Consider the following 13,706-nt stretch of genomic DNA (forward strand, 5'->3'; position numbering starts at 1 on the left):
AAGGGAAGTGAAGGGTCGAACATATGGCAGTCATCAAGGTAAATGATGAACAGGTGAAGATACTCGCCAGACTGATGCGTGCCGAAGCAGAAGGCGAGGGCGAGCTTGGCATGCTGATGGTCGGCAACGTTGGCGTCAACCGTGTTCTTGGCAACTGTCTCGACTTCAAAGACATTCGCACCATCCAAGATATGGTTTATCAAAGACCGGGTGGCTTTGAGGCTACATTGAAAGGTTATTTCTATCAGAGTGCACGCGACAAGGATATTGCTTTAGCCAGACGCGTCATCAACGGTGAACGCCAGCGCCCTGCGTCGAACGCACTGTGGTTCTTCCGCCCTTCCGGCGCTTGTCCGGATACTTGGTGGGATCAATCAAACAGCGGCCGTTATAAGGCTCACTGTTTCTTCATCCCGACAAGAGAAGATTGTCCAAGAGTGTACTGATAAGTCAACAAATCTCAAAGATTGAAAGCGAGGAGCAACAGCATGTCTTACGGTTATGGTTACAAAAATGCAGTAAGTCCAGCCAGCACTGGCGGTTATGGCGGCGTCAGCCCATTTGGAGGTGGCGGCTACGGCCAGGCATCTATCCTTCCTGCAAGTACAACGCCTAACATGCCTATGCCTATGGGAATGGGAATGCCTATGCCTATGGCAATGCCGGGTATGCCTGGTATGGCAGGTATGCCTGGTATGGCAGGTATGCCTGGAATGGGTACGCTTGGTGCCCAATCTCTTCCTCCAGTGCCTAATGGCGCTGTCATTACGCCAGCGGGCGGGAACATTGTAACAGTTCCGGTTGTCGAGGAATCGTATGTAGAGAACATTCTGCGACTCAACCGCGGTAAAATGGCTACCTTCTACATGACTTACGAGAACAACCGCGAATGGAACGCCAAAGTATTCCGCGGTATCATTGAAGCAGCCGGCCGCGACCATATTATTATTAGCGATCCTTCCACGGGCATGCGTTACCTGCTGCTGACTTTGAATCTGGATTATGTAACGTTTGACGGCGAGATCAATTATGAATATCCGTTCCAAGGCGGAATGATTACGAATGCAACGCCACTGACCAGCCGCGAAGGTTAATCTTCACCCGGCATTCGGGCCAGCCCCCGCCGGCTTGAATGTCCATACATGCATTTTGTCCGCACCGCCCGGAATCCATTCGGCGATCCGGTACCAAGGAGAACGCTCATCGCAGCGTTCTTTTTTTATGGCTTCCGCCTCCTCCTCCGTTGCCGCCGTCCAGATCTCTACAAATAAGTTCAATTGATCTGTCCCTTCATATAATTGGATCTTATCCGATTCCTTCATTAGAGTGCCGGTATAGTTCAAATACGCAGTCCGGTCGGCTGCCGCAATTTTATATTCCGCAAAGCAGATATACATGTTTGTCATTGACCCCTTTCTTTTGCCACTGATAAAGTGATGCTTCTCCGTTGATACTACATCATAATTGAAACCAAAAGCTTTTGTGAGTGGCAATTCATTAAGACCATGCTTACGACGCATGAATCACCACAATACGGCTGATAATCGGCCTTTTGTGAGTGGTAATTCATTAAGACCATGCTTACGACGCATGAATCACCACAATACGGCTGATAATCGGCCTTTTGTGAGTGGCAATTCATTTTAGGAGGTTTTTCCGTGGACACAGGCACGCATCTTGTCATGGGCATCGGACTCGCAGGACTAGCCTGCATCGATCCTGTTGTGGCAAACAACACATCCATCTTCACCGCTGTCTTGATCGGAACCATTGTCGGCTCGCAGGCTCCGGACTTTGATACGTTCCTGCGGCTAAAAGGCAATGCAAGTTACATCCGGAATCACCGCGGCATCTCCCATTCCCTGCCGGCTATTGCCATTTGGACAATCGCCATTACCGGACTTCTTCAGCTGTTTTACAGGGGCAGTCTTCCTTGGCTTCATATCGGGTCCTGGGTGCTGCTTGCCGTCTGTGTCCATGTCTTTACCGATTTGTTCAATACGTATGGAACGCAAGCCGCAAGACCGTTTACGGAGAAGTGGATCTCATGGAATATTATCCATATCTTTGACCCGGTTATATTTGCAACCCATGTCGGCGCTATTCTGATCTGGGCATTTGGCCTCGCCAGTCCCGTTGCCATCTTCCCGCTCTTGTATCTCATTACCATCGTCTATTATACATGGCGGACGCTCGCGCACAGAAGCACCATTCGCCGGCTCCCTTCGCTTGACCCGGAACCGGACGACGGGACAAAAGCGTACGTCGCGATTCCTACGATCTCGCTGTCGCATTGGAACATCGTCAAGCGCGCAGCGGACGGCAGCTTTGTTATCGGTGATCTTCGGGGAAGCCAGCTCAGATGGCTGGACAAGGTGCGCTGTTCCGATCATCCCGCGGTTGCCAAATCCAGGAACGATAACGCAATCCGCTCCTTCCTTTACTTCACGAAATTTGCTTGCGCGGAAGTGAAAGAACATCCCTGGGGTTATGAAGTCCGGTGGTCTGATGTCAGATATCGGCACCGCAAGCAATATCCGTTTGTAGCCGTTCTGCTCATGAACAAGGAGTTCGAAACCGTTGGTTCTTATGTCGGTTGGTTAAGCGATGACCGGTTGATGAAGCGGCTGCGCATGAACTCGTACTAACGGCCGTGACGACTTGACGAAGGAAAGCCCCTGGCGCACAATAAGGAGGGGCTTTTTTTCGTGATCATTTTTCGTGATCCTAATGACACTAGAAAAAAGCTCAAGGTTTTACCCTTGAGCTTGCGGCTTCCTCTGAAGCGTTGTGTATTTAAAAACGATTAGCGGAAGCTGCCGCCTGACAACGATTGTTCTGCGATTTGGACAAGTTTCTTAGTAATGTATCCACCCAACGCACCTGTTTCGCGGGATGTAACGTTACCATAGTAACCGTCAGCTGGAATTTGCACTCCAAGCTCGGAAGCTGCTTCCATTTTCATTTGATTAAGAGCAGCTTGTGCTTGTGGTACCACCAATTGATTGCTCGATTTGTTGCTAGCCATGTTGATAATCTCCCTTCAGTTGAGCACTGTGATGTTTTGCAAGCTTGCAAGCTTATTATGAGCATGTTCACGCAAATTATGCTAACCTCAAAAAAATATATTAAGCATCCGTAAAGGAGAGTCAGAATCTTGTCTAAATCACTATCTTTGTTCTTTGCCGTTGTATCGGTATTGCTCATGTGCGCCACTGCGATCTCCATGTCCTTCAACGCTTGGCTCGCCATTTTGTTTGGTATTCTTACCTTGCTTATGATCGGCGGCGGCTTTGTCGTAAAAGCAAGATTACGACGCCGGAACGAAAACAAAGGCTGACGCGAAATGCGTCAGCCTTTGTTTTTTGTTAAACGCGCGGGGCCAGGAAGCCCATTTTTTCTTTCACGTCCGCAAGCGTGCGGTCAGCAAGCTCCGATGCGCGTTCCGCGCCTTGCTTCAAGATTGCATGAATCTCGCCGGATTCCCGGATTGCTCTGTATTTTTGCTGCAGCGGCTCAAGGACATTGACCACATGCTCGGCGAGATCCTTCTTGAACGGACCGTAGCCTTGGCCTTCATAACGCGCTTCTACCTCGGCAATGGAAATATTCGCGCAATGCGAGTAGATGCTGATCAGGTTGCTGATCTCAGGTTTGTTCGCCGGATCATACTTCACTTCACGGCCGGAATCCGTTGTCGCCCGGCTGATTTTTTTGCGGATGACGCTTGGTTCGTCAAGAAGGGCGATAAAGCTTCCTGCGTTCGGATTGCTCTTGCTCATCTTCTTGCTTGCATCGTCAAGCGACATGATCCGTGCGCCAACCTTCGGAATGTACGGCTCGGGAACGGTGAAGTAATCGCCAAATCGCGAGTTGAACCGGTTCGCCAAATCGCGGGTAAGCTCAAGATGCTGCTTCTGGTCATCGCCAACCGGCACGAGGTCGGCATTGTAGACAAGGATATCTGCCGCCATAAGGGAAGGGTATACGAACAAACCGGCGCCCACCGAATCTTTTCCTGCCGATTTATCCTTGAATTGCGTCATGCGCTCCAGCTCGCCCATACCGGTCAGCGTCGTCAGGATCCAGCCCAGCTCGGCATGCGCGCGTACATGCGATTGCACGAAAATATTCGCTCTTGCCGGATCAATACCCGCAGCGATGAACAAAGCCGCAACCGATTCAGTCTGCTCGCGCAGCATCGCAGGATCCTGCGGTACCGTAATCGCGTGAAGATCCACAACCATAAAGAAGCATTCTTCCGTTTCCTGCAGCTTCACGAAGTTCTGCATCGCGCCGATGTAGTTGCCAAGCGTAAGCTGTCCGCTAGGCTGAATGCCCGATAGTACTTTTTTCATTTCCATTCGTCCCCTTTTCTTTGGATCGCTCTTAAACGCGTATTTGAACGCAAAAAATCCCCCGCCGCAAGGGACGAGGGACCGTGGTGCCACCCTAATTTACTTGTTGCCTTCCCGCTAGTATACGGGGCATCAGCAACAAGCCTTCATTGTTCCGTAACGGGGAACGGCCGGAGAAGCATAAACAGCCCTTCAAGAGTCTGCGTTCCGCTTTCCGCTCCAGGATCCATTCAGCAATCAGGCTTGCACTGGCTTGCACTGTCCGCCAGCTCTCTGTTACGCATAAACACCTGTGCTTACTTGTTCCCATCATCGCATTTCGTATCCTGATTATAGCGCAAGTCTCTACCGCCGTGTCAAGTCAGCTTAAAGAAAGTTGTCCTATCCTTCTCTTGCCCGGCATAAGCTGTATATCAACGTGATCCTTATGGTTAAAGAGAGGTAGGCTTATGCGGAACCTATTATTCCGGTTCGGAACCCCGCTTCTGGGCATCGGATGTCTTGTGATGATCTGCCTTATATGGGCTGGACAACCCTGGTCCGCTGCCTTGCTGGAGTCCCATGGCGCGCAGGAGTTCAAAATTGTATTTTTAAGTATTATATTAGAAGCTTTTCCATTCATTCTGCTTGGTGTTATCTTCTCCGCTCTTCTGCAAGTATTTGTAACCGACGAAATGATTCAGAGGTTGACGCCAAAGCATCATATGGTCGGCATTTTGTTTGGCGCGCTGCTTGGGCTCGTATTCCCGTTATGCGAATGCGGCATGATCCCCGTTGTGCGGCGGTTAATCCGCAAAGGCATGCCCGCTTATATCGGTATCGTTTATTTGCTGGCCGGCCCGATTATAAACCCTATTGTGTTTACATCCACCTATGCCGCTTTCCGCAATGAGCCACAGATGGCCTACGACAGGCTGATGATTGCTTTTGCCGTATCCATTATCATTGGGCTGCTCCTTCACAGGTTCATGAAAGGCAGTCCTCTCAAAGGCGCAGCTGTCGACAACCACGCTCATCATCACCATGTGCATGAAAGCCATGCGCCGGTTAAAAAAGGCCGAAAACTGTCCGCAACGCTTAGTCATGCTTCCGACGAGTTTTTTGATATGGGCAAGTATTTAATCTTTGGCGCTCTTCTGACTGCCGTTATCCAATCCTTTATTAACCGGCAGGCCTTCGAATCGGTTGCGGACCAGCCTGTTCTCTCCTACTTCTTCATGATGGGGCTGGCCTTTCTGCTGTCGATCTGCTCCACCTCCGATGCCTTTATCGCGGCGTCGTTTAACGGAATGTTTGAACATGGTCCTTTGCTTGCCTTCCTTGTGTTTGGTCCGATGATCGATTTGAAAAACATGCTGATGATGCTGTCGGCCTTCCGGGTCAAGATTGTTCTGTCGATTACCATCCTGACCTTTGCTTTCGTGCTGGCCAGCGTATGGCTGCTGGAGGTGCTGCGATGAATCATAACTGGATACGGGCAGGCTTTCTTGCCGCCTTCGCTTTCCTTATTATCTACCTGGACCGCCTAGGTCAGCTGCCGCTCTATATTGCTCCGCGAATGGAGCTGTACGTCAAGCTGTCTGCTATCGTTCTGAACGCCGCCGCTGTCCATCAAGCCTTCTTGGCTCTGCAGCGCAAGCCCCATGCTGCTGACTGCAACGAATGCGGCCATGATCACGCTCATCATCATCACCATCATGACCATGACCATCTTGACCACGACCACTCGATGTCTCCTCTGAAGAGCATTCTTGTGTACGGCTTATTCCTGCTGCCGTTGCTGCTTGGCTTCCTTTTCCCCGCCGCGGCACAAAATCATGAAGCAAACAGCAGCGGAATCCCCCATCTTCATTCGGGGCAGAAGCTGCCGCCTGATGATTACGAATAATCCCGTTCATATCAGATCCAACAGCCGTGCAGGATACCTGCACGGCTGTTGTTTATCATAGAGATAAATGCTACCAGTCTAGAAATCAAAGCCAGCATTATCGCTGTTCATTTCGCGCAGCATTTGATGCTTTGGCTGCTGGTAACGATAACTCCAGTTGGCTGTATTATAATTCGACTCGTAGCAGATGCTAGCCGACCAGGTGCCCGTGTTCTGCCGGACAGCAAAATCGTACATAATTTCGCCATGTGTCCAATTCCTTCTCAATTTCAAAGCATCGATCGCAAGTTTGCGAAAAGCCTGGACCTGAGTAGGTGTCATCCCCCCTTCTCCGTCTTGCTCCAGCTTGCCGTTTCTGCTCTCAATCGGATTATGACGAAGGCCGAATTTGCCAACCGCGTTATTCCGAATGTGAATATGAACCGTACCTCCAACCGCATGCGTCAGTTCATCTTCTAATTGGCGAAAAACAAAATCAACTTGCCGTGCCAATGGCATAGCATCTAAACTCATATTATTTCTCCTCCTTTCTACCCTGAAAATGTTGTAATTAGTTGTTTCCAACTAGTTCTCAGGTCTGATTATAAAATCTTTTCAATAAATTGACAATATAGTTAATTATAATTTTTTACAATTATCACGCAATTACATATTTTTCTTTACTCGAAATTCCCTCGATCTTATTCGACATTTATAGACCAATTTCAACGCTGATGCTATAATATGGTTATTCTATAAAAAGGAGCGCTTACATAATGAGCCAATGGTACTATTCCTTATCCGTTAGAAGTAAGCTACTGACCTCCATTTATTTCAATCTGGCACTGGCGGCAATTGCACTGAATTTAGTCCTATTATTTAGCGGCGGCTCCTTCCTTGCCGGGATAATTGTGACGGCGGTACTAGCTATAATTGCCTATCCGACGGTCGGTTTTATCGAGAAGGCTTTGAGCTCCTCGTTTGAAGAAATGTCAAACGCAGCGTTCCGGATCTCAAAGGGAGATTTCACTCAAAGAATCGACACCGCTTCGAATGCGTCTCTTGGCGAAGTTGGCCATGCCTTCAACAGCATGGTGGACAAGCTACGCGATATTTTGACCGAAACCTCCAATATTACAAGGCATGTATCGGAAACAAGCCGAAATATTTTCGATAAAAACAATCACATTCAGATTGCGATGGAGCAGGTTGCCGCATCCTCCAACGAGCTGGCGACAGGGGCAAACGAAATATCCGAAGACGTTGCGGATATGAGCGAATCCATTGCCGAGATCGAGAAAAAGGTAGCGAATTATGCCCATGCAACCAAAGAAATGAACGAGCGTTCCGAGCTTACCCTGGGCCTTGTCGATAAAGGACGCGAAGCGCTGGAAGCGCAGTCCGACGGGATGCGCCGCAACGTAGAAGCAACCGAGAAGGTATCCGAGACCATCGCCGACCTCGCGCGCAAAGCACAAGGCATTACGGCGATGACAACGGCAATCTCCGACATTGCCGAGCAGACGAACCTGTTATCGCTTAATGCTTCCATTGAGGCTGCACGCGCAGGCGAGCATGGCCGAGGGTTTGCCGTAGTTGCCCAGGAAGTCCGCAAGCTGGCGGAGGAATCAACGGCTTCCACGAAGGAAGTGTTCAGCCTGGTGAAGAGTATCGATCAAGGCATCAAGCAAACGATTAATCACATGAAAGTGAACGAAGAAGCCGTTAAGATGCAGACCGATCGGATCCGCGAGTCCGAGATGGTATTCGCGGAGATTGTTCAAAGCGTTCAATTCATTACCGAGCAGATTGCCGCATTCGCGAGAGAAAGCGATCAAATGCTCGAGAGCGCCCGCAAAATCTCCGATGCGATTCAGAACATTTCGGCGATTACGGAAGAATCGGCAGCTGGCACCGAGCAGGTATCCGCTTCAATGAACGAGCAGATTGCTTCCGTGCAAGGCGTTGTTCAAGAGACCGAGCGCATGCTCAACATGTCGACGCAGCTTCAGCGCACGATTCAAGTATTCAAGGTGAAATAATATTCAAGTAACGAAGTACAGCCGTATCCAGGCCTTTTGGATACGGCTGTTTTTATTTTTAATGCGCATGATCCTTTCCGTATCGGGAAAAATAGCTTCACGACTACATAATAGGAAACGGAGGCAATCCAATAATGAAGTGGGTAATGCCCGGCAGAAGTTATCGATGGTTATGGATGGCGTTAACCATCGTGCTGCTGTTTACTTTTACGGGGGAAGCCTATGCTTCTTCTTCGCCACAACCGAAAAAACGAAAGCCGGCGGGAATGTCCTGGGTAAAGATGCATAAGCAATTTCCCGACTCCTTTATCCTGAATGGTTCGAGAAACTCCAAGCGGATTGCCCTCACCTTTGATGATGCCCCGGATCCGCGGTTTACCCCCCAAATTCTGGATGCCCTTGCGAGCTATGATGTATGCGCGACCTTCTTTATTGTAGGTTCACGCGCCGTGCAGCATCCGGCAATGGTCCGTCGTATTCATCGCGAGGGGCACATCATCGGCAATCATTCTTATAATCATGCCGTCTTGTCTAAGCTGAAGCCAAGGGAATTCCATACCCAGATTTGGCGTACAGACGCTATCGTCAGCCGGATCATCGGGTATCATCCCCGCTTCGTACGGCCGCCGTATGGCGAGATGCTTCCGGAGCAAGTGGCATGGTCGAGAAAGAGCGGATATACGGTCGTGAACTGGGACGTAGACTCCGTGGATTGGAAGAACAATCCAAGCAGCGGCATCATCCTGCACAATATAAAAAGGACCCTGCAGCCAGGCTCCATTGTCCTGCAGCATGCAGGAGGAGGGTATGGGCAGGATCTTACCGGTACAATTGAGGCTTTGCCTGTTCTTATCTCACAGCTTAGGAAAAAAGGATACAAGTTCGTTACGCTGCCCGAGTTGCTGAACCAACCGGCGGACAAAATGAAATAACCGGAGCACCATGGCTTCCGGTTATCCTTTCTTTATTTCAAAACATATACTTTTATGTTCTGAATGCCGAATTTGCTTACCTCGGCAGGAGTGCCCGGCAAGTAAATATCGATGCGATTGCCTTTGATCGCGCCGCCAACATCGGATGCCGTCGCAACCATTCCGCCTGTTGGAAGACCATCAGAGTTATAGCCCGTAACGTACAGCTTTGTGCCAAGCGGAATTACTTTAGGGTCCACGGCAACCGTGCCTACTTTAAGCTTATTGCCGAAGTAATCAAGACCTGCCCAGCCGCCATTCTCCGAAGCTGCGCCGCTGTAAGCCGTTGCTTTAACCGTAATCTGCTTGCTGAAGGTATGGATGGTGCCATCCTTTGCCGTTACGCTTTGCGCAGTAATTTTTGTTGCCTTAGCTTCTGTCGTCTTAGCCGCTGCTGTCGTTGTTTTGGAAGCAGTTGCTGTTGGGATGACGATTTTAAGCCCTGCGTATATATTCAAAGGATTAATCTTTGTATTCGCTTGCATAAGCTTATCAACGGATATCTGATATTTCTGCGAGAGCTTCCAGAACGTATCGCCCTCCACAGCCGTATGTGTCTTGCTTGCAGCATGAACCGATCCCGCGGCAAATAGAAGAGATAAGCCAAGTACCGCCGTTGTCATCATTGAAGCTTTCTTCATATGTGTTTTCCCCCTTGGTTTAATGCGTTAAGTATAGGAAGTACCGTATTTAATATAGAAGCGTCAGGCGGAACCGCCTGACGCTGCGATCATCCGATTAAATTACTTCGAGAATTGCCGGGCAAGCATTAGCCTGTGAATTCTTGAACCCATTCACCCTTCACATAAGCTACGCCGATTTTCGTGTAATTGCCATTCAGGATGTTAGCACGGTGACCAGCACTGTTCATCCAAGCTGTCATTACTTCAGTAGGCGATTTTTGACCCATTGCAATGTTCTCGCCAGCATAGTTATAAGTCACGCCAAACGATTTCATCATGTCAAACGGCGAACCGTAAGTTGGGGAGTTATGATCAAAGTAGTTTTTGTCGTACATGTCTTGTGCTTTAGCAGTTGCTACTTTAGTCAAAAGCGCGTCAACCGTCAAAGCTTTCAGACCGGCATTAGCACGCTCTTTGTTAACAAGCGTTACAACTTGGGAAGCGAATTCGCTTTGCGATACTGTACCGCTGCCTGTGTTGCCAGAACCCGTGTTACCGGATCCAGTGTTACCCGAACCAGTGTTGCCCGAGCCTGTGTTACCAGATCCTGTGTTACCAGATCCTGTGTTACCGGAACCCGTGTTGCCCGAACCCGTGCTTGGTGTTGTTGGTTTAGATGGTGTAGTAGGTTTTGAAGGCGTTGTTGGTGTTGTTGTATTGCCAGTACCCGTGCTTGGTTTCGTTGGCAATTGAATTGTAATGCCGCCGAAAGTGATCTTGCTCAGGTCAATACCGTAATGCTTTGCGATTTCGTTGATTTGATCCATCGAAACATTATTCAAAGTTGTGGAGTAAGTCTTCACAGCTGGTGCTGCACCTGCGGTTGGAGTCGTTAAACCTACACTGATCAAAGCTGCTGCTGCTATGCTAGCGACACCTACTCGTAATGTTTGCATCTTCATGAAATCATCCTCCTAGGATTATATATTTGATAAAAGCTTATTTGGCTTGGCTAGTTAAGCACTTGCCCTCCGACGCCACTTATCGTAACATGTGTTTCGAACTTGTTTCATGGCACAAAAACTGGCAAGTAGTGCGTTTTCACAGTAAAAACAGGCGGTTCAGCACGTTTATGAGAATGTGCTCACTTTTCTCTAAAACCGCAAATTCAGGCGGCTGTTGGCCCTTCCAACCAAAAGTCAGAATATTTCGATTCCTGAACCGCAAAACATTAGAATCCTTTAAGAAAGCGTTTTCTCACAGTTGCAAAACAATAAAAAACTCCCCGAAAAATCACCGTTTCAGGTGATCCCTCGAGGAGTTTCTTCTATATATAGCGATTAATTCACTTTGATGAATTGGCCAGTTGCCTGCGACTCAAATGCGCTAAGAATAACTTTGAGCGATTTGCGGCCTTCTTCACCCGGAATAGCCGGAACAGTGTCATTTACGATTGAATCGATGAAGGCATCCACTACGCCGCTGGACAGCTGTTTCGTATTTGTAGAGATTTCGCCGACTCTATGTTTTTCAACAGAACCGTCGCGAAGTTCAACAATAACTTGATCCTCCGGATGCGTACCGATCTTCATAACGCCTTTTTCGCACCACAATACCGTGCTGTTGTCTTCACCTTTGTAATAAGTCCAGCTTGCCACGAGGGAGCCGATCGCACCGCTGTTCATGCGTACAACAACGTTCGCGTTGTCATCCACGTCGCCAGCTTTATCGATTGTGCCGATAAATGCCGCAACTTCAGAGACTTCATCGTTCAGCAGGTAACGGATCAGGTCGGATTTGTGCACGCCAAGGTCGCCCATAGCTCCCATGATTGCTTCCGATTTGCGGAAGAACCAGCTTCCTGCACCGTCAATGCTCCAGCCGTCCGGACCAGGGTGGCCAAACGATGTGCGGAAAGTCAGCACTCTGCCAAGTACGCCGGATTCAAGAATTTGCTTCGCTTTTACGTGCGGAGGCATCAGACGTTGGTTATGTCCTACCATCAGCTTCACGCCGTTTTTCGCTGCCGCTTCGATCATTGCGGCTGCTTCTTCGTCCGTAACGGCCATTGGCTTTTCAACCAGGACATGTGCGCCAGCGTTAGCTGCTGCAATACTCATAGGAGCATGCAGGTAGTTAGGCGTACATACGCTTACCGCGTCCGGTTTTACTTCAGCCAGCATAGTCTCGTAATCGGCATAAGCTTTGCCGCCATGCTTCGCAGCGTATTCTTCTGCACGCTCGATTACAGGATCAACGAATGCTACAAACTCAACATGGTTGTTGCTTGCATACTCAGGAATGTGACGATGTTTGGAGATGGAACCGCAACCGATTACCGCAACTCTTACTTTACTCATGAATTTCCCCTGCCTCTTCTGTGATCAGTATTATTTGTTCAGATAGTTTGTTTTCAGCCAGTTAATGCTTTCTTCAACGGACTCAAGCGGCGGATTCGCACAGCGGTCCTGCTCAACGATCAGCCATTTCACATCCGATTCCTCGGAACGCTGAATAAGCGGAAGCAGATCCAGATCGCCGCGGCCAAGCTCAACCGTGTCGATTTCTGCTTTTGCCGTATTTTTAACGAAGTCTTTCAAGTGAACAAGCGGCAGTCTGCCGGCATATTTGGAGATGTACTCCAGCGTATCGCGGCCAGCGTATTGAACCCAGCCAAGATCCATCTCTACCTGCAGGAGGTCAGCGCTAACGGTTTCGTACAGCTTATCGAATACGACTTGTCCATCAATCTCAACTTCGAATTCGAATTCATGGTTATGGTAGCAGAAGATAATGCCTGCTTCTTGGAATCGCTTACCGTATTCTGCGAAGTTTACAATATGCTTCTTCCATGCTTCCGCATCGCGCACATCGACAGGAAGCCAAGGGCAGATCGCGTACTTTGCGCCAATCGTAGTCAAATAGGCAATTTCCTCATCAATCTTCGTTTCAAGATTAACCAGAGGTACGTGGTTGCCGATTGCAATCAGACCCAGCTCTTCTAGCAGCGCTTTCATTTGTTCGGCAGGAATATCTCCGTAGCCGGCAAATTCAACGCCTTCATAACCCATTGCAGCAACTTGACGCAATGTACCTTCAAAATCTTGAGCTGTTTGCTCACGAAGCGTATACATCTGTAAACCGATACCCGGACGTGTCACCTGTTAAGCACTCCTTTATGATTCAATTCATTGTAGCTGTCTGTATTTTATAGTTCTACGATACCCATTATACGGGCAGCGGGAACCAAAAATATAGTTGTCTAATTACTCTTTTCTTATGCGATTTTGCCATTTCTTCATTTCATGGCTCCTCTTGGCTTGTCCACCATTTTTCCGTAACGCGGAAAAACCTCAATTTGTAAAGAAATCATAACCATTTTTTAAGATTATCTTAATCTTTATGACTTAGAATAGGGTCATAAAGCACGGAACACATACGAAATCATATTAAACGAAACTTTCTGAATGTTTGATTCGTATAGGATATATCAAAAGTCTATTAATGGAATGGAGGCATTCCCCATGAAAACAATGATCTTGTTTAATAATCGCACAATTCCCGTTTATTTAACCGATACGAATAAAAAAGCAATCGAGAAGTTATCCGATGTACTGAACCGCAAGCTTACAACGGGCAAAAATGCCTTGAAAAATTGTATCAAATCGCTGATCAGCGTTGAAATCAACGGCAGCGAAGCCACGCTCCACTCGCTGTATGAGAAAGATACGTTAACCATCTCATTGTATTAAACCAATAGCATGTATAGAACTGCCTTGCCATATGCCCGGGGCAGTTCTTTATTGATAAAAAAGGAAGAAGCACCTCAGTGCTTCTTCCTTTTT

General features: G+C 48.4%; 17 protein-coding genes and 1 other annotated feature. Of the genes, 9 read left to right on the top strand and 8 right to left on the bottom strand.

The genetic code is table 11. The features are described from left to right. The first annotated feature begins 23 nt into the window (after positions 1-23). Together M3194_RS18330 and gerQ are read left to right on the top strand one after the other, a co-directional pair. A complete protein-coding gene (locus M3194_RS18330) occupies positions 24-446 on the top strand; it encodes a cell wall hydrolase (RefSeq protein ID WP_251655527.1) in 423 nt (140 codons plus the stop codon). Between the two features lie 42 nt (positions 447-488). After that, positions 489-1,094 carry a spore coat protein GerQ gene (gene gerQ / locus M3194_RS18335; RefSeq protein ID WP_251655528.1) on the top strand — a complete coding sequence of 202 codons (606 nt, stop codon included), beginning with the start codon at positions 489-491 and terminating at the stop codon, positions 1,092-1,094. Between the two features lie 3 nt (positions 1,095-1,097). On the opposite strand, the gene M3194_RS18340 is transcribed toward gerQ, so the two are convergent. After that, positions 1,098-1,406, bottom strand: coding sequence for a hypothetical protein (locus tag M3194_RS18340; protein WP_251655529.1), 309 nt, complete (start codon positions 1,404-1,406; stop codon positions 1,098-1,100). 252 nt (positions 1,407-1,658) lie between these two features. Here M3194_RS18340 and M3194_RS18345 point away from each other — a divergent pair, with 252 nt between their 5' ends. Beyond that, the gene (locus M3194_RS18345) at positions 1,659-2,648 is read left to right on the top strand and encodes a metal-dependent hydrolase (RefSeq protein ID WP_251655530.1); all 990 of its coding nucleotides are present in this window, start codon (positions 1,659-1,661) and stop codon (positions 2,646-2,648) included. Positions 2,649-2,806: 158 nt separating this feature from the next. Here M3194_RS18345 and M3194_RS18350 read toward each other — a convergent pair whose 3' ends face one another. Continuing rightward, positions 2,807-3,028 (bottom strand): alpha/beta-type small acid-soluble spore protein, encoded by a 222-nt coding sequence (locus tag M3194_RS18350; protein WP_251655531.1) that lies wholly within the window; start codon positions 3,026-3,028, stop codon positions 2,807-2,809. A 129-nt stretch (positions 3,029-3,157) separates the two neighbouring features. Between M3194_RS18350 and M3194_RS18355 the strand changes: the two genes are divergently transcribed. Further along, positions 3,158-3,340: a DUF5325 family protein gene (locus M3194_RS18355; RefSeq protein ID WP_251655532.1), complete on the top strand. Its 183-nt coding sequence runs from the start codon at positions 3,158-3,160 to the stop codon at positions 3,338-3,340. A 28-nt stretch (positions 3,341-3,368) separates the two neighbouring features. Here M3194_RS18355 and trpS read toward each other — a convergent pair whose 3' ends face one another. Further along, positions 3,369-4,358 carry a tryptophan--tRNA ligase gene (gene trpS / locus M3194_RS18360; RefSeq protein ID WP_251655533.1) on the bottom strand — a complete coding sequence of 330 codons (990 nt, stop codon included), beginning with the start codon at positions 4,356-4,358 and terminating at the stop codon, positions 3,369-3,371. A gap of 66 nt (positions 4,359-4,424) precedes the next feature. After that, positions 4,425-4,680: a binding site (T-box leader), on the bottom strand. Positions 4,681-4,807: 127 nt separating this feature from the next. Here trpS and M3194_RS18365 point away from each other — a divergent pair. Beyond that, on the top strand, positions 4,808-5,818 hold the full coding sequence (locus M3194_RS18365; RefSeq protein ID WP_251655534.1) for a permease: 1,011 nt from the start codon (positions 4,808-4,810) through the stop codon (positions 5,816-5,818). Next, positions 5,815-6,246 (top strand): DUF1980 domain-containing protein, encoded by a 432-nt coding sequence (locus M3194_RS18370; protein ID WP_251655535.1) that lies wholly within the window; start codon positions 5,815-5,817, stop codon positions 6,244-6,246. Before M3194_RS18365 ends, M3194_RS18370 begins: the two co-directional genes overlap by 4 nt. 78 nt (positions 6,247-6,324) lie before the next feature. On the opposite strand, the gene M3194_RS18375 is transcribed toward M3194_RS18370, so the two are convergent. Next, positions 6,325-6,759: an O-methyltransferase gene (locus M3194_RS18375; protein ID WP_251655536.1), complete on the bottom strand. Its 435-nt coding sequence runs from the start codon at positions 6,757-6,759 to the stop codon at positions 6,325-6,327. A gap of 242 nt (positions 6,760-7,001) precedes the next feature. Here M3194_RS18375 and M3194_RS18380 point away from each other — a divergent pair, with 242 nt between their 5' ends. Further along, positions 7,002-8,267 carry a methyl-accepting chemotaxis protein gene (locus M3194_RS18380; protein ID WP_251655537.1) on the top strand — a complete coding sequence of 422 codons (1,266 nt, stop codon included), beginning with the start codon at positions 7,002-7,004 and terminating at the stop codon, positions 8,265-8,267. Between the two features lie 134 nt (positions 8,268-8,401). Beyond that, positions 8,402-9,199 carry a polysaccharide deacetylase family protein gene (locus tag M3194_RS18385; RefSeq protein ID WP_251655538.1) on the top strand — a complete coding sequence of 266 codons (798 nt, stop codon included), beginning with the start codon at positions 8,402-8,404 and terminating at the stop codon, positions 9,197-9,199. A 32-nt stretch (positions 9,200-9,231) separates the two neighbouring features. Here M3194_RS18385 and M3194_RS18390 read toward each other — a convergent pair whose 3' ends face one another. From M3194_RS18390 to M3194_RS18405, 4 genes are all read right to left on the bottom strand, one after another. Next, positions 9,232-9,879: a 3D domain-containing protein gene (locus M3194_RS18390; RefSeq protein WP_251655539.1), complete on the bottom strand. Its 648-nt coding sequence runs from the start codon at positions 9,877-9,879 to the stop codon at positions 9,232-9,234. Positions 9,880-10,007: 128 nt separating this feature from the next. Further along, entirely contained in the window at positions 10,008-10,823 is an 816-nt protein-coding gene (locus M3194_RS18395) for a CAP domain-containing protein (protein ID WP_251655540.1), read from the bottom strand. Between the two features lie 378 nt (positions 10,824-11,201). Further along, the gene (locus M3194_RS18400) at positions 11,202-12,221 is read right to left on the bottom strand and encodes a Gfo/Idh/MocA family protein (protein ID WP_251655541.1); all 1,020 of its coding nucleotides are present in this window, start codon (positions 12,219-12,221) and stop codon (positions 11,202-11,204) included. A gap of 30 nt (positions 12,222-12,251) precedes the next feature. Then, positions 12,252-13,022 (bottom strand): sugar phosphate isomerase/epimerase family protein, encoded by a 771-nt coding sequence (locus M3194_RS18405; RefSeq protein ID WP_251655542.1) that lies wholly within the window; start codon positions 13,020-13,022, stop codon positions 12,252-12,254. Positions 13,023-13,385: 363 nt separating this feature from the next. Between M3194_RS18405 and M3194_RS18410 the strand changes: the two genes are divergently transcribed. Then, positions 13,386-13,613 carry a 3-dehydroquinate dehydratase gene (locus M3194_RS18410; protein WP_091185155.1) on the top strand — a complete coding sequence of 76 codons (228 nt, stop codon included), beginning with the start codon at positions 13,386-13,388 and terminating at the stop codon, positions 13,611-13,613. The last annotated feature ends 93 nt before the right edge of the window (positions 13,614-13,706 follow it).

The sequence above is a fragment of the Paenibacillus glycanilyticus genome (assembly GCF_023715145.1).
GTDB lineage: Bacteria > Bacillota > Bacilli > Paenibacillales > Paenibacillaceae > Pristimantibacillus > Pristimantibacillus glycanilyticus_A.

Excerpts from the sequence above, each read along its gene's own strand:
- M3194_RS18330 (WP_251655527.1), top strand. The coding sequence starts at position 24 with ATGGCAGTCATCAAGGTAAATGATGAACAGGTGAAGATACTCGCCAGA.
- gerQ (WP_251655528.1), top strand. The coding sequence starts at position 489 with ATGTCTTACGGTTATGGTTACAAAAATGCAGTAAGTCCAGCCAGCACT.
- M3194_RS18340 (WP_251655529.1), bottom strand. The coding sequence starts at position 1,406 with ATGACAAACATGTATATCTGCTTTGCGGAATATAAAATTGCGGCAGCC.
- M3194_RS18350 (WP_251655531.1), bottom strand. The coding sequence starts at position 3,028 with ATGGCTAGCAACAAATCGAGCAATCAATTGGTGGTACCACAAGCACAA.
- trpS (WP_251655533.1), bottom strand. The coding sequence starts at position 4,358 with ATGAAAAAAGTACTATCGGGCATTCAGCCTAGCGGACAGCTTACGCTT.
- M3194_RS18365 (WP_251655534.1), top strand. The coding sequence starts at position 4,808 with ATGCGGAACCTATTATTCCGGTTCGGAACCCCGCTTCTGGGCATCGGA.
- M3194_RS18370 (WP_251655535.1), top strand. The coding sequence starts at position 5,815 with ATGAATCATAACTGGATACGGGCAGGCTTTCTTGCCGCCTTCGCTTTC.
- M3194_RS18375 (WP_251655536.1), bottom strand. The coding sequence starts at position 6,759 with ATGAGTTTAGATGCTATGCCATTGGCACGGCAAGTTGATTTTGTTTTT.
- M3194_RS18380 (WP_251655537.1), top strand. The coding sequence starts at position 7,002 with ATGAGCCAATGGTACTATTCCTTATCCGTTAGAAGTAAGCTACTGACC.
- M3194_RS18385 (WP_251655538.1), top strand. The coding sequence starts at position 8,402 with ATGAAGTGGGTAATGCCCGGCAGAAGTTATCGATGGTTATGGATGGCG.
- M3194_RS18390 (WP_251655539.1), bottom strand. The coding sequence starts at position 9,879 with ATGAAGAAAGCTTCAATGATGACAACGGCGGTACTTGGCTTATCTCTT.
- M3194_RS18395 (WP_251655540.1), bottom strand. The coding sequence starts at position 10,823 with ATGAAGATGCAAACATTACGAGTAGGTGTCGCTAGCATAGCAGCAGCA.
- M3194_RS18400 (WP_251655541.1), bottom strand. The coding sequence starts at position 12,221 with ATGAGTAAAGTAAGAGTTGCGGTAATCGGTTGCGGTTCCATCTCCAAA.
- M3194_RS18410 (WP_091185155.1), top strand. The coding sequence starts at position 13,386 with ATGAAAACAATGATCTTGTTTAATAATCGCACAATTCCCGTTTATTTA.